This window comes from Streptomyces sp. 35G-GA-8, from assembly GCF_023534745.1.
In the GTDB taxonomy this organism is placed as follows: Bacteria; Actinomycetota; Actinomycetes; order Streptomycetales; family Streptomycetaceae; genus Streptomyces.
On sequence record NZ_JAMHJQ010000014.1, the window covers coordinates 25,219 to 47,427 of the forward strand.

The window sequence follows — 22,209 nt, forward strand, 5'->3', positions numbered from 1 at the left end:
TTACGCATGAGGGTATTTGGTGCAGCGTCAAATGGGGTGGGGTGCGCGTACAACCCTGGCGGGGGGAAGCGTGTCCAACTGGCGTGGCAGAGGTTCTCGAATTCACAGCGATCGGCCCGGTGCGCGGCGCGGCAGTGCGTCCGCTCCGGCGGCCCAGGGCGCCCGGTGGTATGCCGGTGATCGCCCCCATGCCCGCCGCCCGGCCCGCGCGCATACCGTCCCAGCGCGATGGCGCTGACGAGGTGACGGCGGCGGGCACCACCGTCGACCATCTGACCGAGACCTACCGCGCCCACTACCGGTCGCTGCTCGGTCTCGCCGCCCTGCTGCTGGACGACACGGCCTCCTGCGAGGACGTCGTCCAGGAGGCCTTCATCCGGGTGCACTCCGCGCGCAATCGCGTACGTGAGCCGGAGAAGACCCTCGCGTATCTGCGGCAGACGGTCGTGAACCTCTCCCGCTCCGCGCTGCGCCGCCGCATCCTCGGTCTCAAGCTGCTCTCGAAGCCGATGCCCGACATGGCGAGCGCGGAGGAGGGCGCGTACGACCTGCTGGAGCGGGACGCACTGATCAAGGCCATGCGCGGGCTCCAGCGGCGGCAGCGCGAGGTGCTGTCGCTGCGGTACTTCGCGGACATGACCGAGGCGCAGGTCGCCGAGACGCTGGGGATATCCCTGGGCTCGGTGAAGGCGTACGGCTCGCGCGGCATAGCGGCGCTGCGCGTCGCCATGGAGGCCACGGCATGAGTGGGCGCGAGGACCGGCGGGAATTCGGCCGAGGCGAGAGCCCGGCCGAGGGACGTGGCGAGTCCCGCGGCGAGGACCGCGGGCACGAGCAGGCCGGGCCGGACGCTCCATTGAACGACCTGACTGGAAACGGAATTGTGAACAACGGGCCGGAGAATGAGCTGAGCGGCCTCGGTGACACGGGTGCCGACAGGCGTGAGAACAGCGCGAAGGGCGACAGCGCGGGCGGTGGTGCCGGCGGCGTCGATGGCGTCGGCGGTGCCGACGACGGCGGTGGAGAGGTCGTGAACAACGACCTGAACGGTGTCCTGGACGGGGACGAGCTGGCGCTGCGGCGGATGCTGCACGGCGCCGTGGGCGATCTGCGCCCGTCCGAGGGCGCCCTCGACCATCTCCGCAAGGCCGTACCGACCCGGCGGGCCAGAAAGCGCCAGGCGGTCGTCGGCATGGCGGCGGCGGCGCTGCTGTTCGGTACGGCGGTCCCCGCCTTCGTCCATGTCGCCAACTCCAGCGACGCGATGGACGACCGCGCCGTCAGCACCGGCCATGGCGAGCAGGCGCAGGGTGGCACCGCGGCCGGCAAGGGCACCTCGGGCGGCAAGAAGGACGACACGGACGGTCCCTCCGACAAGGTGTCCGCCGACGAGGACGAGCCCGACAAGGAGAACAAGCCGCCGCACGGTGATGCCGCGTCGGGTGCGCCGGAGGGCGGCAAGGGCGGTTCCGACGACCCCGACGCCCCCTATGAGACCGCTTCCTCGCCCGCCTGTGACTCGGGCCAGCTTCTGGTCGTGGGTGAGGCGGGCGCCCCGGACACCGCAGGCACGGTCTACGGAAGCTTCCGTGTCTCCAATGTCTCGGGGACGGGCTGTTCGGTCACCGGCCGCGGCACGGTCGACTACCTGGCGACGGGCGCTGCGGACAAGAGCAAGATCACCGTTGTGCAGCACACCGCGGGCGACCCGGCGACCGGGCTGCCCGACCCCTCCCAGGAGGCGGCGGCGCTGGTGCTCCCGCCGAACGGCGCGTACGAGGTGAAGTTCGCCTGGGTGCCCTCGGAGACCTGTCCCACGACCGGCGCCTCGCCCGACCCCAGCCCTTCCGAGGACGGCACGGCGGGCACGACCGGCGACCCCGGTACGGGCCCCGGCACCGAAACGGGCGGCTCGAACACGGAGACCCAGCTCACCACCGACGGCGGCACGATGGACGGCACGGTCGCGGTGTCCCACACGGCGGAGCCGGGCGCCCCGAGCGGCCAGACGAGCATCTCCAACGCCTGCGCCGGCACCATCTACAAGACGGGCGTCCTCAACGCGTCGTAGGGACGACGGGACGAGGGCCCTACGAGGCGGGGCCGTGGCCGGAGCCAGGGCCGGGTTCGGGGCCGGGAGATTCGGCCGTGGTGGCCGCGAGGCCACGCGACCCGATCCGAGCTACGCGGCGGTCTCCAGCCCCAGCTTCCGGTCCCTGATCGCCTCCGCCTCGCGCCGGACCAGCCGGAACCACATGAAGACCACGAAGCCGGCGAAGACGAACCACTCACCGGTGTAACCGAGGTTCTGGAACGCCTTGAGGTCGAGCCCGGTGTTCTGCGGCACGCCCGCGGGCACGGCCCGCAGCCCGTCCGACGTCTTGGTGACAGTGACCCAGGCGTCGTACACGTCATACGGCACGACGTTGACCAGCGACGCCGCGCTGATCATGGCCAGCTGGCCGGGGGGCAGCCCGCCGCCGGCCCGCACGCCGTCGGAGCCGGTGGACTCCGACGCCTGGAGCGACCCGGTCACGGTGACCTCGCCCGTGGGCGGCGCGGGCACCTTCTCACCGCTGGGCAGCCAGCCGCGCACCACGGGCAGCGCCTTGCCGCCGTCGGTACGGAGCATGGTCAGCACATACGAGCCGTTCTCGCCGTCCAGCTCCCGGTCGGGCACCAGGAACTGATCCTCGTACCGCCCGCTCGCCGTGGCATGCCGGCCCGAGGTCTTCTGGTCGACCGGCAGCAGGGTCTCCAGCGCAGCCGTGGGCTGCTCACCGGGATCGGGCGCCGCCTTCGCGGCCTCGTGCGTGGCGACGCGGTCCTCGAAGCGACCCAGCTGCCAGGTCCCCATGAAAACGCACACGGGGATCGCCAGCAGGACGAAGACGTTGATCCCCAACCAGCGCGGAGTCACCAGGAAGCGATACACCCCTCCACGGTACGGAACGCGACCCGGGCGCCCGGTCCCGGGTCCCCCGTTGCGCCCGGTCCCGGGGCCCCCGCGGGGCCAGGCACCGAGCCCCCGCGGGCCAGGCACAGGGGCCCCGCGGGGCGGGGGCCCCTTCACCTCATCTCATCTCACCCTCGTCTCACCGTGCGCCCACCCCCAGGTGCTTGACCGCGAACTCCAGCTCCAGCCGGACCTGCTTGATGCGCTCCTCCACGACGAGCGAGCCATGGCCCGCGTCGTACCGGTAGACCTCGTGGACCGCGCCCCGGGCCGCCAGCCTGTCCACATAGTTCTCGACCTGGCGGATCGGGCAGCGCGGGTCGTTGACCCCGGCCGAGATATAGACCGGCGCCCGGACGGCGTCCACATAGGTCAGCGGGGACGAGGCCGCGAACCGCTCGGGCACCTCCTCCGGCGTACCGCCGAGCAGCGTGCGGTCCATCGCCTTGAGGGCCTCCATCTCGTCGTGGTAGGCCGTCACATAGTCGGCGACCGGCACGGCCGCGAGCCCCACGGCCCAGTCATCGGGCTGCGTACCGAGACCGAGCAGGGTCAGATAGCCGCCCCACGAACCGCCCGAGAGCACCAGCTTCGCCGGATCCGCCAGACCGGAGTCCACCGCCCACGCACGGACCGCCGCGATGTCCTCCAGCTCGATCAGCCCGACCCGGTGCTTGAGCGCGTCCGTCCACTCCCGTCCGTATCCGGTGGAGCCCCGGTAGTTGACCCGGACGACCGCGAAGCCGTGGTCGACCCACGCGGCCGGTCCCGCCGCGAACGCGTCGCTGTCATGCCATGTCGGGCCGCCGTGGATCTCGAAGACCGTCGGGAACGGACCCTCGCCCGCCGGCCGCTGCACCAGCGCGTGGACCCGGCCGCCCGGACCCTCCACCCACGCGTCCTCCACCGGCACCGAGGCGGGCGCCGCCGGCCCCGGCGGATCGAGCACCACCCCGCCCGCCGTGGAGCGCACCTCCGGCGGACGGGCCGCCGACGACCACAGATACTCCACGCTTCCGTCGGGCCTGGCCGTCGCGCCCGAGACCGTCCCCGCCGGGGTCTCCACCTGGATCAGCGCGCTCTTGGCGAAGTCATAGCGCCACAGCTCGCTGCGGGCCTCGAAGCTGTGCGCGACCAGCAGCCCCGATCCGTCCGGATACCACTCGGCGTTGACATCGCCGGGCAGCTCGATGGCGAGCTCGGTCTCCTCGCCCGTCAGCGGATTCCAGACGACCGGCTCCCAGCGGCCCCGCCGCTGATGGCCGATGAGCAGCCTGCTGTCCCCTTCCACCGGCGCGAAGCCGAGCACTTCCAGGCCCAGCTCGCGCGTACCGCCCTCCGTGTCGTCCAGCTGGGCCACCACCGAGCCGTCCAGCCGCAGCACCCGCACCGCCGAGTGCATCGCGTCGCCGTGCTCGGTGTGCTCTATCGCCAGCAGTGAGCCGTCGTGCGACAGATCCCCGACCCCGGCCGACTCGCGGTGCCGGTAGATCTCCACGGGCTCCTCGCCGGGCCGGACGACATGGAGCGTCGAGCCGTCCTCATCGGTCGAGCGCCCCACCACCGCCGTACCGTCCCGGCCGAGCGCGAGTCCGGCCGGATAGGAGGCGCCGAGACCCGGCACCGCGGGCTCGTCACCGGCTCCGTCCGCCCCGGCGGCGAACCGCTGCCGCATCCAGACCCCGAACTCGTCCCCGTCCGTGTCCGAGAACCACCAGATCCACTCGCCGTCGAGCGAGAGCACGCCGTCCGTCGTCCCGTTCGGCCGGTCCGTCGCCTGCCGCTGCTCACCGGTCGTACGGTCCCACGCGTATAGCTCGTACGTACCCGTCGCGTTGGAGACGAACAGCGCGCGCTCCGGCGCGTCCTCCGCCCAGTCGGGCAGCGACACCCGCGGCGCCCGGAAGCGCTTCTCCCACTCGGGCATCGAGGTCGCCGCGGAGGTCGCCGCGGAGGCCGCTGCCGGGGCTGCCGGGGCTGACGTCGAGGCCGTCCGGGCCGCTGTCGAATCCGGTGTCGAACCGGTGATCTCAGTCATGCCCCCTATTCTGCGCCCGGCCCATGACATTCCGTCGGCGTCCCGCTCAGCCTGTGGATAACTCGGACAACTCCTTGAGCAGCATCTTCGTGGCCATGGCTGTCAGCTGCTTCTCGGCCTGGTCCCAGGTCCAGCCGCATTCGTCGACGAGCGTGCGCCAGGCGCCCAGCCCGAAGCAGAACCACAGCACGTCCGCGCAGCGCTCGACGGTCATCCCCGGCTTGAGAGCACCGAGGTCCTTGAGGTGTGAGGCGATCTCTCGAAGGGCACATGTGTAGATAGAGGTGCCCTCGTCCCAGAGTGCTTCCGCCGCCTCGTGCACGGGCAGCGCGCTGTAGAGGATCGCGATGGATTCGCGATGCTCCTCGTTGCTGAGCCGGGTGCGGTGGGCGAGCAGGGCGATGGCGGAGACGGCGTCGTCGGTGTCCCGTATCCGCTCCACGGTTTCCCGAGCGCCGGAGTGCGCGGCCGCGCGGTGGACGGTCTCCCGCAGAATGTCGAGCCGGCCCCCGGCGCTGACGTACACCGTCTTGACCGCGGTCCCTGCCTCGCGGGCGATCTCCGCGATGGTCACCTGCGCGAAACCACGCTCCAGGAAGAGCCGCCGCGCCGCGTCGATGATGTCACGCCGCGTGGCGGCGGCGGTGAGCTCGCGGCGAGGGGAGTGGTACCGACGCCCTCCAGACATACGGACATTTTATGACAGATCAGATGTTTATTTCACTACCTATGGGTTCATTACATAGGGGTTAACCCTATTTTCGAGGGATTGAGAATGACGGTTTCATCCGCTCTTCGAACCGAGCGCTCACGCATGTACGAAGAACTCCTCGCCGAGCACACGATCATGCGGCGGGGCGCTGCCCTCGTGGCCGTCTCGTTCGCCAATCTCGCCGACGGCCAGCCCGTCGACGTCAGGGCTCTGGTCAGTACCTCCCGTTGGCTGATCGAGTACGTCAGGAGCCACCACGGAAGCGAGGGCGAACAGCTCTGGCCGGCGCTGAGCGACCTGTTTCCCCCCGCCGTCGCCGAACTCGACCGGATGGTCGCCGAGCACCAGGCGCTCGAAGCCGAGCTGCACACCCTCTCCAGGGTGGTCGACGCGATCGCCGCCCGGGAGATCACGGGCGGGCGCGCCGAGGTGCTGGTGGTCGTCAGTGAGGCGGCCATGTCGGGACTGCCGTCGGCCCAGCGGGTCCACGAGATTCTGACCAGGCACTTCGACGAGGAGGAGCCGGTCCTGCTGGAGCTGTTCGCGCAGGTGCCGGACAGCGACCTCGCGCGGGTGCGCAACGGGATCTTCCACGGCGACTTCCGAGCCAGCCCGCATCTGGTGCTGGGCCTGATGGAGGACCCGGACCGGATTCCCGGGTACGCGGCGGTGCTGAGCGCCTTCCCGGCCTCGGTGCGCTGGCTGCGCCCGGTGCTGCTGGCGCGCTACCGCTCCACCAAGAAGGCCCTGGCGGTAACGACCTACCTTGACAGGATCTAGACGCTGTCAGGCCGTGCCCCCATCGCGCACCGACGCCCCAGGACAGGGTCCTGGGGCGTCGGTGCGCGTCGGGGATCAGCTTCCGGAGGCGCGCGAACGGGCGTGCAGCGTGCGCGCGACCCTCGGACCCAGCCAGCGCTTGAGCCTGCGCAGCGCCTCCAGCTGCTCGGCCGCCCTGTCGATCCGGTAGTACAGCTGGGGCGGGATGTGCGGAAGCAGCGGGGAGTGCCGCTGCCCGAGCAGCGCGAACATCTGTGGCGGGGCGAGATGGATATAGCGCGGAAGGTTCTCGTACCACTGGGCGCTGTAGCGGGCCGCGCTCTGGACGGGGAGGAGGGCGGACCTCCGTTCCTGCTCGTACCGCACGAGGGCGGGCCGCAGGTCCGGGTGTACGTCGTTCGCGGCGGGTCCGGCGGGTCCGGCGGGTCCGGCGGGTCCGGCGGGTCCGGTGGGTCCGGTGGGTCCGGCGGGTCCGGATCCGTTGTTTCGGGTGCTCCGGTCGTATCCGCGCAGCGCGCCGGCCAGTGCGATGGCGTCCTCCAGCGCGAGTGTCGTGCCCGCGCCGATGGAGTAGTGCGTGGTGTGGGCGGCGTCGCCGAGCAGGACGAGATTGCCGTGGTGCCAGGTCCGGTTGGTCAGCGTACGGAAGTTCAGCCACTGCGCGCTGCCGTCCGCGTGCGCCCTGCCGATCAGCCGGTGCCCGTCGAGCGGCCGGGCGAAGAGCCGCTCCAGCAGGGCCAGACCGTCCGCCTCGCTCGCCTTGTCGAGTCCGAGGCCCGTCCAGGTCTCCGGGGAGCATTCGACGATGCAGGTGCTCCCGTCCTCGCTGAAACCGTAGGCGTAACACCAGATCCAGCCGTGCTCGGTCTCGACGAAGGCGAAGGTGAAGGAGTCGAAGACCTTGGTGGTGCCGAGCCAGATGTAGGTGTTGTGCCCGGCCGTCGCCTCGGTGCCGAAGTGTGCGGCGTGGCGTTCGCGCAGCGCGCTGCCGACGCCGTCGCACGCCACGACCAGGTCGGCGTCGGGCAGTTCGGCCGCGTCGGCGATGGGGTGCTCGAACTCGACGCGCACACCGAGGGAGCGGGCCCGCTCGGCGAGGATGTCGAGCAGCTTGCGGCGGCCGATGCCGAAGCCCGTGTCGCCGTGGTGCACCGTCTTCAGGCCCCCGACGTGTGCGACCCCGTCGCTCCAGCGGACCGAACTCTCGCTGATGGCGACGGCGGATTCGGGGTCGTGGACATGGAGCTTGTCGATCAGGCTGCCCCAGTAGGTCACTCCCCAGCCGTAGGTGGACCCGGCCGCGTTCCGTTCGTAGACGGTGATGTCATGGGACGGGTCCTGCCGTTTCATGAGGATCGAGAAGTACAGGCCGGCGGGCCCGCCGCCGACGCATGCGACCTTCACAGGTGCTCCCGGTTATCCCGTTGTGACACTAAGTGATCAATTGCGGACGAAGAGTAGCAGGGTGCGGGTTTCGTCCGGTGTGATCGCAAGTGGGCGCCGGGTGGTGGCGCGTGGCGCGGTGGCTCGGTACGGGCTTGTTGTGGGGTTGTCCCGTACGGGACACTTCTACAGCACTGTAGAAGTGGATCCGATCCGTTACCGGGAGAGAGCAGACCTGATGTTCGGCTTGAGTGAACTGGCCCTGATCCTCATCGTTGTCGCGGTGGTCGTCGGGGTGAAGAAGCTCCCTGAGCTGACCCGCTCCGCCGGCAAGGCCGCCCGCATCCTCAAGAGCGAGACGAAGGCCCTCAAGGAGGAGGGCAAGGAGAAGGACAAAGAGGAGGGCAGGGCGCCCGACGCCGCCGCGCCGGGGGAACGTCATGTCGTCACGGGTATCGTCGTCGACCGGAACGACCCGCCCGTGCGGGATTCTCGCGACAGGCCGTAGCTCTACACTGAATCGCTGGTTCGGGCCTTCGGATGTTCGGGCCTCCGGGCGCTCGGGCATTCGGGCCTTCGGACGTGAGGGCATGAGGACATTCGGGTTGACGGGGTGACGGCCCGCGCGGGACGGGAGAGCGATCGTGACGGCAGCTGTGCCGGCGGGTGCCGGCGGCTTCGAGGACCCTCCTGCCGAAGTGCTGGCCGAGGCCGCTGCCGCGTTCGGATTGCTCGCGTCGTCGGCGCGGCTCCATATCGTGTGGGCACTGGCCCAGGGCGAGAGCGATGTGACCGGACTCGCCGAGCGCGTGGGCGGGGCGCTGCCGGCCGTCAGCCAGCATCTGACCAAGCTGAAACTGGCCGGTCTCGTACGGTCGCGGCGCGAGGGCCGGCGCCAGGTGTACTTCGTCGACGATCCGGACGTCGTGACCGTGGTCCGGCTGATGCTCGGACAGCTGACCGACCGCGCGGCGCACGCTCCGGCACAGCGCGTCCGCGACATCACGGCCTGAGTCCGCGGTGCCCGACTCCGCGGTGCCCGGCTCTGCGGCGTCCGGCTCTGCGGCGTCCGGCTCTGTGGTCTCCGGCTCTGTCGTCTCCGGCTCTGTCGTTCCCGGGGCGGATGCGTTCACGGCGGACGGGCGCGGGCCCGGTCCCGGTCCCGGGCCGGGGTCCGGTACCGGCCTCGGTCCGACGGATCCGTGGGCGGCGGGCACCGGCGGCGCCCCGCCGGATCTGACCGCCCTCACCTCCCTCCAGGTGCTGCGGCGGCTGGACAGCGGGCCGCGCGGGCTGACGGACGCGCAGGCCGAGGAGAGGCTGCTCCGATACGGCGAGAACGCGGTGCCGGAGTGGCGTTCGGCGTCCTGGCCGCGGCGTTTCGTACGGAGCGTGCGGGATCCGTTCACCGCCGTACTGCTCTGTCTCGGGGTCGTGTCGGCCACCGTCGCCGCCTGGGGCACCGCCCTGGTGATCCTCTCGCTGGTCGTGGTCAGCTGTCTGCTGCGCTCGTCCGGGGAGCACCGGGCCGACCGGTCCATGGCCGCGCTCCGCGAGATGGTGGCCACGACGGCGACAGTGCTGCGGCGCGGGAGCGACGGGAGTGACGGGAGTGACGGCAGCGAGGGCCGTGACGCGCGTGACTGGCGTGGTTCACGTGCCGGGCGTGGTTCGCGTAACGGCGGAGGTGTGCCTGACGGCGGAGGTGTGGCTGACGCGCGTGGCCCACGGCCGAGGGAGATCCCGGTCGACCAGCTGGTGCCGGGCGATGTGATCCGTCTCGGCCCCGGCGATCTGGTCCCCGCCGACGTACTGCTGCTGCGCGCGAGCGGGCTGACCGTACATCAGGCGGCGCTGACGGGGGAGTCGGCGCCGGTCGCCAAGTACGCCGTCGACGCGCCGGGCCCGCCGGGCCTGCCCGGCGGCGGCGGAGACGACCCGGGCACGCGGGGCGGCGCCGACGCTCGTACGCCCCCGGGAGGCGAGGCATTCGCGGGGGTGTTCGCGCAGCCGCGGCTGTGTTTCCAGGGCAGCAGCGTGGCCTCGGGCAGCGGCACCGCCGTCGTCGTGGCGACCGGGACACGTACGCGGTTCGGCGCCGCGCGCAGCAGGCCGGGGCGCCGTGCGGCCAGTGCGTTCGACCGGCAGGTGAACGGCATCTCGTGGGTCCTCATCCGGTTCATGCTGCTCACGCCGCCGCTCGTCCTGATGGCCAACGCCGCCCTGCGCGGCCGGGGTCTGGAGACGCTTCCCTTCGCGGTGGCGGTCGCCGTCGGGCTCACCCCTGAGATGCTGCCGGTCATCGTCACCACCGCGCTGGCCCGTGGCGCGTCACGCCTCGCGCGCCACCACGCGGTCATCGTCAAACGCCTGCCCGCGCTCCACGACCTGGGCGCCGTCGACGTACTGTTCCTGGACAAGACAGGCACCCTCACCCAGGACCGGCCGGTGGTCGGCGGGGCGATGGACGCGTACGGCGACCCCGACCCCGAGGTGCTGCGCTGGGCCGCCGTCAACGCCTGGTGGACCCTGCAACTGGCCGATCTGCCCGCCCCGGACGCCCTCGACGACGCGATCCTCGACGCGGCGGACGAGGAGGACGCGGCGCGGTACGAGGGCGTGGCGGCGCTCCCGTTCGATTCCGTACGCCGCCTCTCCACCGCGGTCGTACGACGGCCCGGCCGCCTCGGCACCCACACGCTCGTCGTGAAGGGCGCGGTGGAAGCCGTACTCCAGCGGTGCGCGCTCGACGAGGAGGAACGGAACCGGCTCTCCGCGCTGGCCGCCCGCGAGGCCGACAGCGGTCTGCGGCTGCTCGCGGTCGCCACGGGGGAACGGCCGGCGCGTCAACGCGACTACACCCCGGCCGACGAGCGCGGCCTCGATTTCCGGGGTTTCGTCGCACTCCACGACGCCCTCGCTCCGACCGCCGCCGAGGCGCTGAAGGTCTTCGCCGCGCGCGGTGTCACGGTCAAGATCCTGACGGGCGACCACCCGGGCACGGCGGCCCGCGCGTGTCTGGACCTGGGCCTCGATATCGGTGTCGGAGACCGGAGTGAGGCCCCCGCGTCCGGCAGCACGACTGACGGCACGACTGGCAGCGCGGCTGACGGCGCGGCTGACGGTGTGGTTGTCAGCGCCGACGCGATCGTCAGCGCCGACGCGATCGTCAGCGCCGACGCGATTGTCAGCGCCGAACGGATCGGCGCGCTGACCGACGCGGAACTCGCCGAACTCGCCCGGCGCACCACCGTCTTCGCGCGCTGCACCCCCGAGCACAAGGCCCGTATCGTCGCCGCCGTCCGCGCCGACGGTCACACCACGGGCTTCCTCGGCGACGGCGTCAACGACCTGCCCGCGCTGCACGCCGCCGACGTCGGGATCTGCCCGCGCGACGCCGTCGACGTCGTTCGTGAATCCACCGATGTCGTGCTCGCGCGGAAGGACCTCACCGCGATCGAGCACGCGATCGGCGCCGGGCGCCATTCCAGCGGCAATATCGCCACGTATCTGCGGATCACGCTCTCCTCCAACCTCGGCAACGTCATTGCCATGCTCGTCGCCGGGCTGCTGCTGCCGTTCCTGCCGATGCTTCCGGCCCAGGTCCTCGTACAGAACCTGTGCTTCGACGCCGCGCAGCTCGCCTTCGCGTTCGACCGGCCGCGGCCCGAGGCGCTGCGTCGGCCGACGGAGCTGCGCTCGCGGGCGTTCCTCCGGTTCATCACGGGCTTCGGGCTCATCAACGCACTCGCGGACCTGGCGACGTTCGCCGTGCTCGCGTCGGCGTTGCAGATAGCCGTCAACGCGGGCAGTCAGGCGGAGTTCCACTCCGGGTGGTTCACCGAGAACCTGCTCACCCAGGCGCTGGTGATGCTGCTGTTGCGTACGAGCGCACGCCCCGCGTACGGGCCCCGGGCCTCGGGTCCCGTCCGCTGGGCCGCCGGCGGGCTCGCCGTGACCGGGCTGCTGCTGCCGCTCTCGCCGCTCGGCCCGGTGCTGGGGATGACGGTGCTGCCGGGGCTCTACTACGTACTGCTCGGCGTCGTGCTCGCGCTGTACGCGGCCGGACTTGTCTTCGCGCGGGGGCGTATCGGCGGCCCTCAGCTGTAGTGGCGATCAGTCGTAGCGGCGATCAGCCGTAGGAGAGGTTCGCGCACGGGTCGTCGTCGGCGGAGCGTGCGCCGTCGGCCACGGCCGACGGCAGGGGGCCGGGCGACGCCGATGCCGGCTCTGCCGGGCTGTACGACGTTCCGAGGACGACGCTGATGCCCCCGGCGGACGTCGAAGTGAGCCGTGCGCCAGGGATGAGGCGTTCGACGGTCCGCGCCTTGTCCTCCTGGCCGGGGCCGTACTCGATCACCGTGGTCGTGTGGTTCTGGGTGCTCGCGGTCGCGGTGCCCGTGACCGTGAAGCCGTGGTCGGTGAGCGTACGGGCGGCACGGGCGGCGAGCCCCGTGACCGTGGTGCCGTTGTAGACGGCGACGTCGATGCCCGTGCCCGAGACGGGCCCGGCGGTGCTCGGCGTGACGGACGGGCCGGTGCCGGTGTCGGGGCCGGTGCCGGTGGTTCCCCTGTCCTGTCCGCCGCTGGCGTCCGCGCCGTCGATCGTACGGTCGGCCCTCAGCGCCGCCCAGAGCGCGGACGCGTCGGGCTCGACGACCGCGACGCGCTCCCCCTCGTAACGCCAGGGAATGGTCACGAACTTGGTGTTGTGCAGATCGATGTCCTTGAGCGACATCGCGAAGCCGAGCAGCTTGTCGGCGGAGCCGAGTCCCGGGTCGACGGTCATGGAGTGGGTGGCGGCGTTCGCGAGCGGCAGCAGCTTGGCGGGCGTCAGCCCCTGCTCCTTGACCTTCTTCAGCAGGCTCGCGACAAAGGCCTGCTGGCGCTTGATCCGTCCGATGTCGGAGCCGTCGCCCATGCCGTGCCGGATCCGTACGTAGTCCAGCGCCTTCTGCCCCGAGACGGTCTGGGTGCCCTTGGTGAAGATGCGCTCGCCGCGAGTGGTGCGGTTGGGGTTGAGGTCCTTCTGGTAGATGTCCTGCGGAACGCACACCCGTACGCCCCCGACGACCTCGGTGAGCTGGGCGAAGCCCTTGAAGTCGACGACGACGGTGTGGTCGACGCGCAGTCCGGTGAGCTTCTCGACGGTGTTCTGGGTACAGGCGGGGTTGCCCTTGACCGTCTGCCCCACGGAGAACGCGGCGTTGAACATGGCGTTGCCCCGCTGCTCCGTCCACCTTCCGTCCGGCAGTTGGCAGGGCGGGATGTCGAGGAGGGTGTCGCGGGGGATGGACACGGCGACGGCGTGGCGGTGGTCGGCGTAGACATGCAGCAGGAACGCGGTGTCGGAACGGCCGATGTCGTCCTTGCTGCCGCCGCCCAGCTCGCTGTTCCCGTCGGTGCGCGCGTCCGACCCGATCACCAGGACGTTCTGTCCCTTCGATGTGCCCGACGGCCGGTTGTCGGAGAGTCCGCCGGCGCTGAAGGTGGCGATGTCTCCGCTGAGCTTGAGATAGATCCAGCCGACACCGGCCGAGGCGAGCACGATGAGGGACAGGGCTATGCCGAGGGCGAGCCGCAATCGGCTCCCTCCTCCGCTCCTTCTGCGCCGGTCGCCCGCCATACGTGCCCCTCCCAAAGTTGTACAGTTGCGCAATGTAGCAACTTACAGATCCAGTGGTCGAGGAGAGGGAGGCGGGGCGGAAATGTTGCGTAATGGGTTGGAGCCTTGGCACCTGTTGATCGTGGCGATCGTGATCATCGTGCTGTTCGGCTCGAAGAGGCTGCCGGACGCGGCGCGTGCCGTGGGCAAGTCCATGCGCATTCTCAAGAGTGAGACGAAGGCGATGGGGGAGGAGGGGGAGGGCGCCACGCACCCTGCCCCTCCGGCGCGGACGCCCCCGACGCCCTTCACGCCCCCGGCGCCTCCTGTGCGGGCGCAGGGGTCCTCACCCCAGGCATCCGCCGCTCAGGCCCCGGGGTCGGGTGTCGACGCGGCCGGTTGAGTGTCGGGCTCGACTCAGGGGCTGGCCCGGTCGATCCCGTAGCGCAGTGGTTCGCCCCGTACGCGCGGGTCCCGCCGGTACACGTAGACGGCCTCCGCCTGCGCGCCGCCCGCCGGCCCTTCCAGCTCGCAGGGGTATGTCACCTGCACCACGGCCGGCCGGTCGGTGACCCGCATCCGCACGCCGTGCGCGGGCCCGCCGTCGAGCACCGCGGCTTCCCATTCCGTCCTGCCCGGAATCCTGCCCTGATCATCCATGCGAACACTTTAAGGGTTGCGCAAGTTTAGGACTATGGGCAGGATCCGGACAGGGACGCATGTCGCGGCCGTGCGACGCGTGGCCGTACGTGGCACGGCCGCGACGCGGGACGGGGCTACAGGGTGCGCTCCAGCCGGTCGGCCATCAGCCTGATGAAGCGCGAGGGGTCACTCAGCTCGCCGCCGTCCGCGAGGAGGGCCATTCCGTAGAGGAGTTCGGCCGCCTCGGCCAGGCCCGCGTCGGCGTCCCGCTCGGTGTGGGCCTTCCGCAACCCGGTGACCAGCGGGTGCGTGGGGTTGAGTTCGAGGATGCGCTTGATGTGCGGCACCTCCTGGCCCATGGCGCGATACATGTTCTCCAGGGCGGGCGTCACATCGTGGGTGTCCCCGACAATGCAGGCGGGTGAGACGGTGAGCCGGGAGGAGAGCCGCACCTCCTTCACGCTCTCACTCAGCTCCGTCGTCATCCAGGTCAGCAGGCCGGCGAACTCCTGCTGCCGCTTCTCGCGTTCGGCCTCGACCTCCTTCTTCTCCTCCTCGGTGTCGAGGTCGACTTCCCCCTTGGCGATCGACCGCAGCTGCTTTCCGTCGAATTCCGGAACGGACTGGACCCACACCTCGTCGACCGGGTCGGTCAGCAGCAGCACTTCGAAGCCCTTGGCCTGGAACGCCTCCATGTGCGGAGAGCTCTCGATGGCCGAGCGCGACTCGCCCGTCATATAGAAGATGTGCTGCTGTCCCTCCTTCATACGGTCCACGTACTGCCGGAGAGTGGTCAGCCCCTCCTTGTCCTGGGTCGACGCGAACGAGGAGACACCGAGGATCGCGTCGCGGTTCTCGAAGTCGCTGAGAAGCCCTTCCTTCAGGACCCGCCCGAATTCCTTCCAGAACGTCGCGTAGCGCTCCGGATTGCCGGACATCATGTCCTTCAGCGTCGACAGCACCTTCTTCACGAGGCGACGGTGCATCAACTGGATCTGACGGTCCTGCTGGAGGATTTCGCGTGACACATTGAGCGACAGATCCTGCGCGTCGACGACACCCTTGACGAAGCGGAGGTATTCGGGCATAAGCGCTTCGCAGTCATCCATGATGAAGACGCGCTTCACATAGAGCTGAACTCCGCGCTTGTGCCCCTGCATGAACAGGTCCTGCGGCGGGTGGGACGGGATGAAGAGCAGCGCCTGATATTCGAAGGTGCCCTCGGCCTGCATGCGGATGGTTTCGAGCGGGTCGTTCCAGTCGTGACTGATGTGCTTGTACAGCTCGCTGTACTCGTCATCGGTCACCTCGTCCCTGGACCGGGCCCAGAGCGCCTTCATCGAGTTGACCGTCTCGACCTCGCGGGGGCCATCACCGTCACCGTCCGCGTCCGTGCCCGCGTCCGTGTCGGTGGACTCCTTGGCCATCTTGATGGGCCAGGTGATGAAGTCGGAGTATCGCTTGACGATCTCCCTGATCTTCCAGGCGGACGTGTAGTCGAAGAGCTGATCCTCGATGTCCTCGGGCTTCAGCCGCAACGTCACCGACGTACCCTGCGGCGCGTCATCAACCGTCTCGACGGTGTATGTCCCCTCCCCGCTGGACTCCCAGCGCGTCCCCCGGCTCTCCCCCGCCCGCCTGGTCAGCAGCGTCACCTCGTCGGCCACCATGAAGCTGGAGTAGAACCCCACGCCGAACTGCCCGATGAGTTCCTCGGAAGCGGCCGCGTCCTTGGCCTCCTTCAACTCCTTCAGAAACTTCGCGGTACCGGAATTCGCGATCGTCCCGATGAGCTGCACCACTTCGTCGTGCGACATGCCGATGCCATTGTCGCGAACGGTGAGCGTGCGCTGCTTCTTGTCGACCTCGATGCCGATGTGGAGATCCGATACGTCTTCCCGCAACTCGTTGTCGCGCAGGGATTCCAGCCGCAACTTGTCCAAGGCGTCTGAGGCATTGGAGATGAGCTCGCGCAGAAATACATCCTTGTTCGAATAGATCGAATGGATCATCATCTGCAGGAGTTGACGCGCTTCTACCTGGAACTCGAATGTCTCGATAGGCATGTTGCCCGGATTCCTTCCCCGATTACTCGTCAGCGCCAATGCGGTGGGTCGGCCCACATGATATCCAGCCACCACGACGCCCACAGGCTCCCCGACGATCCCCCGCCCCCCGGCCCCGACTGCTGGACCAGGTTGACAGTATCGATTCACGCAGGGATGTCTCCAAGGCGACGACACACACGAACCGGACGATCCCCCGCCCCCGGACGACGACCGGCTCGTCCTCGCCGGGGCGTTTCTCGTTCCGAACAAGATCGTCTCCCGGAAGCGATCACCGAAGACACGGCAGGGACCCGACCCGCGATGCGGATCAGGCCCCTGACCTGGTGTTTCAGCTGTCGGGGTGGCGGGATTTGAACCCACGACCTCTTCGTCCCGAATTAGGTCCGATCATGTTGCCCACCAGCTGCGAAGGATGTATGCCCAGGTCAGGCTGTTGGTGGCCGTTGGTCTCGGGTGGTGTCGCGAGGGCTCTGGGAGAAGATCTTCTCCCAGATTTCTCCCAAGCGGTGGGGTGACAGCGTGACAGTTGCTTCAGGATGTCGCGTTACGAAGGCGAATTTGCATGCTGCGGTACGCCGTCAGCTGCAGCACGGCGCATGGCGTGCCACCGTCTATGCATTGCTCGCGCAGAGGATCGGTTGAACCGTCCTTTCAAGTACCTCGACGTCTCTCTGCTCTGGCTGAGGGAGTTGGCCGAACCCGCGGGTGTACCTGCACGTTTGGAGCAAGAATGGCGGCCTGGTAGATCAACAAGGCGCAGGGGGCGAAGTTCTGTATGACGAGCCAGGTGGATGTAGGCGGCCTGAGGATCGCCAAGGCGCTGTCGTACGTGTGTGGGCATCGGGACGAACTCGCCGCGCTGCTTGACGAGGACGACGCCGCCTTGCGTGCTGTCGAAGCCGCAGTCGGCAGGCCGCCCGCAGACGTCTCGCTCACTACCCTTCTGGACGCCTTGCACGCAGCAGTTCGATGCGCAGGCGATCCATCGGGGGTGTATGGGGGAATGGGCCGCAGCGTGATGTCGGCCGGTGTTGCTGGTTTGGACGTCGTGTACCGGTGTCCCTTGCAGCTGTGTATCGGTCGATCCGGTCAGGAAGTGGACGGCGACGTGCCACGCTGCCAGTTCGCCCCCGGCGCGACGGCACTGATCCGGGAGAGGCTCCCGTAGTGGGAGGGCTGCTCAGTGAACTCAGCAAGAAGCTCGCCGAGCGGTGGCTGACTCTCCTCGTACTCCCAGGCGCGCTCTATTTGGCGGTCGCCGCAGCCGGACACACTCTCGGGCAGAGCGCTGCGCTCGACGTGGGGCGGCTTACTCACGCGATCTCGGACGCTGCCCGGGCTCTCGTGGCGACTGCGGTAGGCGGCCAGGTCGTCCTGCTTGCTGCCATCTTGGCCGGTGCGGCCGCCGCTGGTCTTGCTGCCCAGTCCCTCGGCTCCGTTGTCGAGCGTGTGACCCTGGCTGCCGGCTGGGGTGCATGGCCGTGGTTGTTCGGTGAGTTGGCTGAGCGGTACGTGGCACGCCGGCAGCGTTGCTGGGACGCGGCACGGGCGGAGTACGAAGCTCTAAGGCTTCTGGAACGCGCTCCGCGACCGGCTGACCGTCCCAGGCCCCGGGAGCGTCACCGCGCTGCCCGCAGGTATGAACGTATCTCCGTGGAGCGGCCTGAACGGCCGACTTGGAGTGGTGACCGGATCCACGCCACGGCGGTTCGGCTGGACCGAGATGCACATATCAATCTCCTCATCCTCTGGCCACACCTTTGGCTAGTGCTGCCGGAAGAGATACGTGGCGAGATCAGCAGGTCCCGCGCCGCGTTGGCGCGAGCTGCCGTCCTCGGTGGATGGGCCCTGCTCTATCTGCCTCTGGCCTGGTGGTGGTGGCCTGCAGCGCCGCTGGCCGCCACGATGGTGGTCGTCTCGGCACGTCGCCTCCGTGCTGCGTCGGACACCTACGCCACATTGCTGGAGGCATCTGTGCGCCTTCACCTGGCGGACCTGGCCGACAAGCTGCGCATCGAGGAACAGCCGATGGGTCCTCTGCTCGGTGGCGCGGTCATGCGACGGCTGAGCAGCCCGGTGCCTGCGGCGGAACCGGCTTCGTGAGCTCCGTCGAATTCAGAGGCTCGCCTCGGCAGTCCTGGGTGGTGCGGCAACCAGATCTACCGGAGACGGAGATGGGGAAGTGACAGGACGGTTTATGCAGGAGCGTGAGCAGGATTTCGCAAGGAAAAGCGAAGTGGAGAAGCGCATTGGCGTAGTGGAGTTACGGCTGGCCCGGCTCGCCCGCGAACAAGATCCTCGGGTGGTGCTGGAGCCGGAAGCACTGGTCGAAGCCCGTCAGCTTGCCTCGATACTCCACGATGACGAGTCCGACCTGGAAGGTTACTACCTCCTCGGTTGGTTGCATGTCTCCAGGTACAAGGCACTTCCCGAAGGGGCTGGGCAGCGGGACAGAGAGGAAGCCGTCGCGAAGTTCACGCCCTGCTTCGTGTTCGGCGCAGATGAGGAGGATCTGCCGGACGAACTCCTTCCAGATGTGGCCCAGCGCGCGCTCGGCTTCGTCTGGAGGATCCAGCAAGGGATGAGTGCTTCGCCGAGCCCGGCTTTGCGCGCAAGAGTGACCGATCTCCTGCGCCGTATCGCGGCCGCTATCCCCCGTGGAAAAAGCGAGTACGCGGAAACGCTGTCCAATCTTTCCGTCATCCTGAGTTCCCACTTTGACGCGGGTGGCGAACTGGCGGATCTGGACGCGGCTATCGACGCGGCCCTGGGCGCAGTGGAAAGCACGGCAACAGGGCATCCGAAACAGCCGGGCATGCTGTCCAACTTGTCGGGTGTACTGATGTCGCGCTTCACTCATACAGGTGCCGCGGCGGACCTGGACGGTGCGATCGAGACCGGCCGATTGGCAGTCCAAGCTTCTGTGGGCTCCGCTGTCGGCAGGGCTGGCGGGCTCAACAACCTGGGTACCGCGCTGAAGACCAGGTTCACCGAGAGCGGCATCCTGTCGGACGTGGACGCGGCGATCGAAGCCTTCCAGGAAGCCTCAGCCCTCTGTACCGAGGACCACGAGAAGGCGGGAGTTCTTCACAATCTGGGGACCGCCTGGCACGGCCGATATGAAAGCACCGGCGCGCTGGCAGATCTCGACAACGCGATCGAGTGCTGCCAGGCCGCAGTCGAGGCGGCTCCCGAGGAACATCCTGCGCGCTCCATGTTCCTGTCTGGACTCGGCACCGTCACGCTGACTCGATTCCAACGCACTGGTGAAACAGCCTATTTGGGCCGATCGGTTATTGCGTTCCGGGAAGCTCTGGAGATACTCCCGTCGGGGCACCGGGCTCGTGGGCTTCGTCTCTCCGGCCTGGGGCAGGCTCTCCTGGCGCGATACCGCATCGGCGGCGACAGGTCCGATCTCAATACGGCGATCGAGATGAACCGCGCTGCCTCCCGGGAAATTACCCCGCATCAGACCGAGTTCAACGCGGTTCTCAACAACCTGGCCATCTCCCTCGGGCAGCGTTTCGAATGCACTGGTGACATGGACGACCTGGACGAGGCGATCAGTGCCAGTCGTGCTTCCGCTCAGGCCACCGCGGACGGTCACGTCGACCGGCCGACCCGTCTGTCCAACGTCGGTCTGATGCTGTGGACTCGGTTCAAGCACACCGGGGCGTTGCCGGACTTGAACGCCGCGATCGAGTTCGCGCACGGAGCCGTGAAGACGGCACCCCGTGAACACTCCGCCTTGGCGGCGATGCTGTCCAATCTCGGCACAGTGTTGTTGCAACGTTACGAGCGGAACGGGGACCCTCAAGACATCGACGAGGTGGTCCGAAGAAACCGCGAGGTCCTCGGCATTACGGATACAAATAGTCCTGACCGCCCTCGCTTTCTCGCGAATCTGTGCACCGCCCTGCACACCCGTTTCCAGCGCCTTGGAGGCTTTGAGGACCTGGACGGCGCGGTCGCAGCGGGACATGACGCGACCGCTACCGTTCCGTCCCACCACCCTGAGCGCCCCAGGTACTTGTCCTTGCTGGGAGGTGTGCTGACCGTCAGGTTCGAGAGGACCGGGTCCATAGCGGATCTGGATGACGCGGTGGTTGCGTGCCAGGCTGCGCTCGACATCTCGTCCGCGGAACATCCGGAGCGCGCCGACTACCTGTTCCAGCTCGGGGCGGCCCTGTATCGCCGGTATCAGCGGACTCACACGCGGCACGACTTTGATCGCGCACTGGCCGCCCATATGGAAGGCGCGCGAGCCGACGGGGCCAGGCCCTCGATTCGTATTCGGGCCGCTCAGGCAGCGGCCTCAATGACCGGACGGTCGGATCCTGATCTCGCAGCCGATCTCTTGGCCAGCGCCGTACACCTGCTGCCCGAAGTGGCAGACCGCCGACTGAGCCGTGGTGACCAGCAGCACGCCATGGGCAAGTGGTCCGGGCTGGCCGGAGATGCGGCGGCACTGGCTCTTGCTTCTCGCGAAGGCACACCCGCTGAACGGGCGGCGCGAGCACTGCAGTTGATCGAGGTGGGTCGTGGCGTCCTCCACAGCCAGGCGTTGGACATGCGGAGCGACCTCGCAGAGCTTCGCGAGCGCCATCCTGACCTGGCCCATCGCTTCGAGGTACTTCGGGACGAGCTGGACCGGCCGATGGAATTGGCTTCCCTCACGGAGCCCGACGGACAAGTAAGCGCCGCGGTACGTGCGGTCGATGCCGAGGAGCAACGACGCAGCCGCGCCGACCAACTTCAGGCCACGCTGGGCAACATCCGAGCGCAGGAAGGATTCGCCAGCTTCGCTCGTCCCCCCGCCGTCAGTGAGCTCCTGGCACAAGCCGCCTCCGGCCCGGTGGTGAGCTTCACCGTCAGCCACTACCGCAGCGACGCACTGCTGTTGACGTCCGATGGAATCGAGTCCCTGAACCTGCCCGACCTTACGTACGACCTCGTCATCGACCAGATACAGACTTTCCATAGGGCACTGGAAACCGTTGCGGATCCGCGCATGTCGCCTCTCACGCGAAAGGAGGCGCAAGCGACGCTTCACGCTGTCTTGGAGTGGCTGTGGGACGCGGCGGCCGAGCCGGTCCTGCGCAGCCTTGGTTTCACTGGTGAGCCCTCTCCCGGACAGCCGTGGCCCCGCGTCTGGTGGGCGCCTGGCGGGCTCCTCTCGCTGCTACCTCTGCACGCTGCCGGCCATCACTCCGAGCCGCTCCGGGCCGACTTGAGAGACGGGGAACCGCCGACAGTCATGGACCGTGTCATCTCCTCGTACACCACCACTATCCGCGCACTGCACCACGCGCGCCGTCGTCGCACATCCGCGCCGTCCGTGAGCCGGTCACTGATCGTGGCCATGCCCACAACTCCGGGCGTTCAAGGTCGCCTGGACCACGTCTCGGAAGAAGCCGCACTTCTGTGCGGCCTGCTGCCCGAGCCGACGCTCCTCATGGCGCCGGGTGCAGAAGCTGACGGCATGACCGTCCCCGGGCCGGAGACACGACCGACCAAGGCTCGGGTCCTGAAGGCCCTCTCCGATTCCGGGATCGTTCATTTCGCGTGCCACGGTGCCCACGACCCCGACGACCCGTCCCAGAGCCTGTTGCTTCTGCACGACCACGAACGTGATCCGCTCACGGTGGCGAGCCTTGCAGGAATGAAGATGGACTCGGCCCAACTGGCCTACCTGTCAGCGTGCCGAACAACGTTCATGGAATCCGTGGAGCTAATCGACGAGGCCATCCATCTCACATCTGCCTTTCAGCTCGCGGGTTTTCCCCACGTCATCGGCACCCTCTGGGAGATAAACGACGACGTTGCCTCGCACATGGCAGCTGACTTCTATGCTGAGCTCGGCGGGGTCACCGACCAGCATGGTGGCCTCGACACGGACGTGGCGGCCCGTGCTTTGCACCACACTGTGCGCAAGGTCCGTGATCGCTATCCCAAGGCCCCCTACCTCTGGGCGGCCCACCTGCACGCCGGGATCTGAACGCGGGCGGTGTCGCCGCTGAGACG

17 protein-coding genes are annotated in these 22,209 nt (G+C 68.8%); 9 read left to right on the forward strand and 8 right to left on the reverse strand.

Annotated elements, in window-relative coordinates; translation table 11 throughout:
- The first annotated feature begins 83 nt into the window (after positions 1-83).
- Positions 84-746, forward strand: a complete 663-nt coding sequence (locus M1203_RS28900; RefSeq protein WP_249952763.1) for a SigE family RNA polymerase sigma factor — start codon at positions 84-86, stop codon at positions 744-746.
- Entirely contained in the window at positions 743-2,071 is a 1,329-nt protein-coding gene (locus M1203_RS28905) for a hypothetical protein (RefSeq protein ID WP_249952764.1), read from the forward strand. The genes M1203_RS28900 and M1203_RS28905 overlap by 4 nt, the downstream gene beginning before the upstream one ends.
- A gap of 111 nt (positions 2,072-2,182) precedes the next feature.
- Here the strand turns inward: M1203_RS28905 and M1203_RS28910 are convergent, their stop codons facing one another.
- The 3 genes from M1203_RS28910 to M1203_RS28920 all read right to left on the reverse strand — a co-directional run bounded on the left by M1203_RS28910 (position 2,183) and on the right by M1203_RS28920 (position 5,682).
- Positions 2,183-2,935 carry an SURF1 family protein gene (locus M1203_RS28910; RefSeq protein ID WP_249952765.1) on the reverse strand — a complete coding sequence of 251 codons (753 nt, stop codon included), beginning with the start codon at positions 2,933-2,935 and terminating at the stop codon, positions 2,183-2,185.
- A 160-nt stretch (positions 2,936-3,095) separates the two neighbouring features.
- Positions 3,096-4,883, reverse strand: coding sequence for a prolyl oligopeptidase family serine peptidase (locus M1203_RS28915; RefSeq protein ID WP_249952923.1), 1,788 nt, complete (start codon positions 4,881-4,883; stop codon positions 3,096-3,098).
- A 157-nt stretch (positions 4,884-5,040) separates the two neighbouring features.
- The gene (locus M1203_RS28920; protein ID WP_249952766.1) at positions 5,041-5,682 is read right to left on the reverse strand and encodes a TetR/AcrR family transcriptional regulator; all 642 of its coding nucleotides are present in this window, start codon (positions 5,680-5,682) and stop codon (positions 5,041-5,043) included.
- 126 nt (positions 5,683-5,808) lie between these two features.
- On the opposite strand from M1203_RS28920, the gene M1203_RS28925 reads away from it, so the two are divergent.
- The gene (locus M1203_RS28925) at positions 5,809-6,486 is read left to right on the forward strand and encodes a hemerythrin domain-containing protein (RefSeq protein WP_249952767.1); all 678 of its coding nucleotides are present in this window, start codon (positions 5,809-5,811) and stop codon (positions 6,484-6,486) included.
- 75 nt (positions 6,487-6,561) lie between these two features.
- Here M1203_RS28925 and M1203_RS28930 read toward each other — a convergent pair whose 3' ends face one another.
- Positions 6,562-7,890 (reverse strand): FAD-dependent monooxygenase, encoded by a 1,329-nt coding sequence (locus M1203_RS28930; RefSeq protein WP_249952768.1) that lies wholly within the window; start codon positions 7,888-7,890, stop codon positions 6,562-6,564.
- A 217-nt stretch (positions 7,891-8,107) separates the two neighbouring features.
- Between M1203_RS28930 and M1203_RS28935 the strand changes: the two genes are divergently transcribed.
- From M1203_RS28935 to M1203_RS28945, 3 genes are all read left to right on the forward strand, one after another.
- Positions 8,108-8,377 (forward strand): twin-arginine translocase TatA/TatE family subunit, encoded by a 270-nt coding sequence (locus tag M1203_RS28935; protein WP_249952769.1) that lies wholly within the window; start codon positions 8,108-8,110, stop codon positions 8,375-8,377.
- Positions 8,378-8,513: 136 nt separating this feature from the next.
- Positions 8,514-8,882: an ArsR/SmtB family transcription factor gene (locus tag M1203_RS28940; RefSeq protein WP_374404249.1), complete on the forward strand. Its 369-nt coding sequence runs from the start codon at positions 8,514-8,516 to the stop codon at positions 8,880-8,882.
- Positions 8,883-8,889: 7 nt separating this feature from the next.
- A complete protein-coding gene (locus M1203_RS28945) occupies positions 8,890-11,979 on the forward strand; it encodes an HAD-IC family P-type ATPase (protein ID WP_374404251.1) in 3,090 nt (1,029 codons plus the stop codon).
- Between the two features lie 22 nt (positions 11,980-12,001).
- On the opposite strand, the gene M1203_RS28950 is transcribed toward M1203_RS28945, so the two are convergent.
- Positions 12,002-13,495 (reverse strand): LCP family protein, encoded by a 1,494-nt coding sequence (locus M1203_RS28950; protein WP_249952770.1) that lies wholly within the window; start codon positions 13,493-13,495, stop codon positions 12,002-12,004.
- A gap of 121 nt (positions 13,496-13,616) precedes the next feature.
- Between M1203_RS28950 and tatA the strand changes: the two genes are divergently transcribed.
- Positions 13,617-13,877: a Sec-independent protein translocase subunit TatA gene (gene tatA / locus M1203_RS28955; RefSeq protein ID WP_374404253.1), complete on the forward strand. Its 261-nt coding sequence runs from the start codon at positions 13,617-13,619 to the stop codon at positions 13,875-13,877.
- A gap of 14 nt (positions 13,878-13,891) precedes the next feature.
- On the opposite strand, the gene M1203_RS28960 is transcribed toward tatA, so the two are convergent.
- From M1203_RS28960 to M1203_RS28970, 3 genes are all read right to left on the reverse strand, one after another.
- A complete protein-coding gene (locus tag M1203_RS28960) occupies positions 13,892-14,134 on the reverse strand; it encodes a hypothetical protein (RefSeq protein WP_249952772.1) in 243 nt (80 codons plus the stop codon).
- A 116-nt stretch (positions 14,135-14,250) separates the two neighbouring features.
- A complete protein-coding gene (gene htpG, locus M1203_RS28965; protein ID WP_249952773.1) occupies positions 14,251-16,182 on the reverse strand; it encodes a molecular chaperone HtpG in 1,932 nt (643 codons plus the stop codon).
- A 1,092-nt stretch (positions 16,183-17,274) separates the two neighbouring features.
- Positions 17,275-17,502, reverse strand: coding sequence for a hypothetical protein (locus M1203_RS28970; protein ID WP_152170605.1), 228 nt, complete (start codon positions 17,500-17,502; stop codon positions 17,275-17,277).
- A 450-nt stretch (positions 17,503-17,952) separates the two neighbouring features.
- On the opposite strand from M1203_RS28970, the gene M1203_RS28975 reads away from it, so the two are divergent.
- Positions 17,953-18,288, forward strand: a complete 336-nt coding sequence (locus M1203_RS28975) for a hypothetical protein (RefSeq protein ID WP_141760883.1) — start codon at positions 17,953-17,955, stop codon at positions 18,286-18,288.
- Positions 18,289-18,382: 94 nt separating this feature from the next.
- Positions 18,383-22,183, forward strand: a complete 3,801-nt coding sequence (locus M1203_RS28980; RefSeq protein ID WP_249952774.1) for a CHAT domain-containing protein — start codon at positions 18,383-18,385, stop codon at positions 22,181-22,183.
- Positions 22,184-22,209 lie beyond the last annotated feature (26 nt).

Excerpts from the sequence above, each read along its gene's own strand:
- M1203_RS28915 (WP_249952923.1), bottom strand. The coding sequence starts at position 4,883 with ATGCCCGAGTGGGAGAAGCGCTTCCGGGCGCCGCGGGTGTCGCTGCCC.
- M1203_RS28925 (WP_249952767.1), top strand. The coding sequence starts at position 5,809 with ATGTACGAAGAACTCCTCGCCGAGCACACGATCATGCGGCGGGGCGCT.
- M1203_RS28980 (WP_249952774.1), top strand. The coding sequence starts at position 18,383 with ATGCAGGAGCGTGAGCAGGATTTCGCAAGGAAAAGCGAAGTGGAGAAG.
- M1203_RS28920 (WP_249952766.1), bottom strand. The coding sequence starts at position 5,682 with ATGTCTGGAGGGCGTCGGTACCACTCCCCTCGCCGCGAGCTCACCGCC.
- M1203_RS28905 (WP_249952764.1), top strand. The coding sequence starts at position 743 with ATGAGTGGGCGCGAGGACCGGCGGGAATTCGGCCGAGGCGAGAGCCCG.
- M1203_RS28950 (WP_249952770.1), bottom strand. The coding sequence starts at position 13,495 with ATGGCGGGCGACCGGCGCAGAAGGAGCGGAGGAGGGAGCCGATTGCGG.
- M1203_RS28960 (WP_249952772.1), bottom strand. The coding sequence starts at position 14,134 with ATGGATGATCAGGGCAGGATTCCGGGCAGGACGGAATGGGAAGCCGCG.
- M1203_RS28935 (WP_249952769.1), top strand. The coding sequence starts at position 8,108 with ATGTTCGGCTTGAGTGAACTGGCCCTGATCCTCATCGTTGTCGCGGTG.
- htpG (WP_249952773.1), bottom strand. The coding sequence starts at position 16,182 with ATGCCTATCGAGACATTCGAGTTCCAGGTAGAAGCGCGTCAACTCCTG.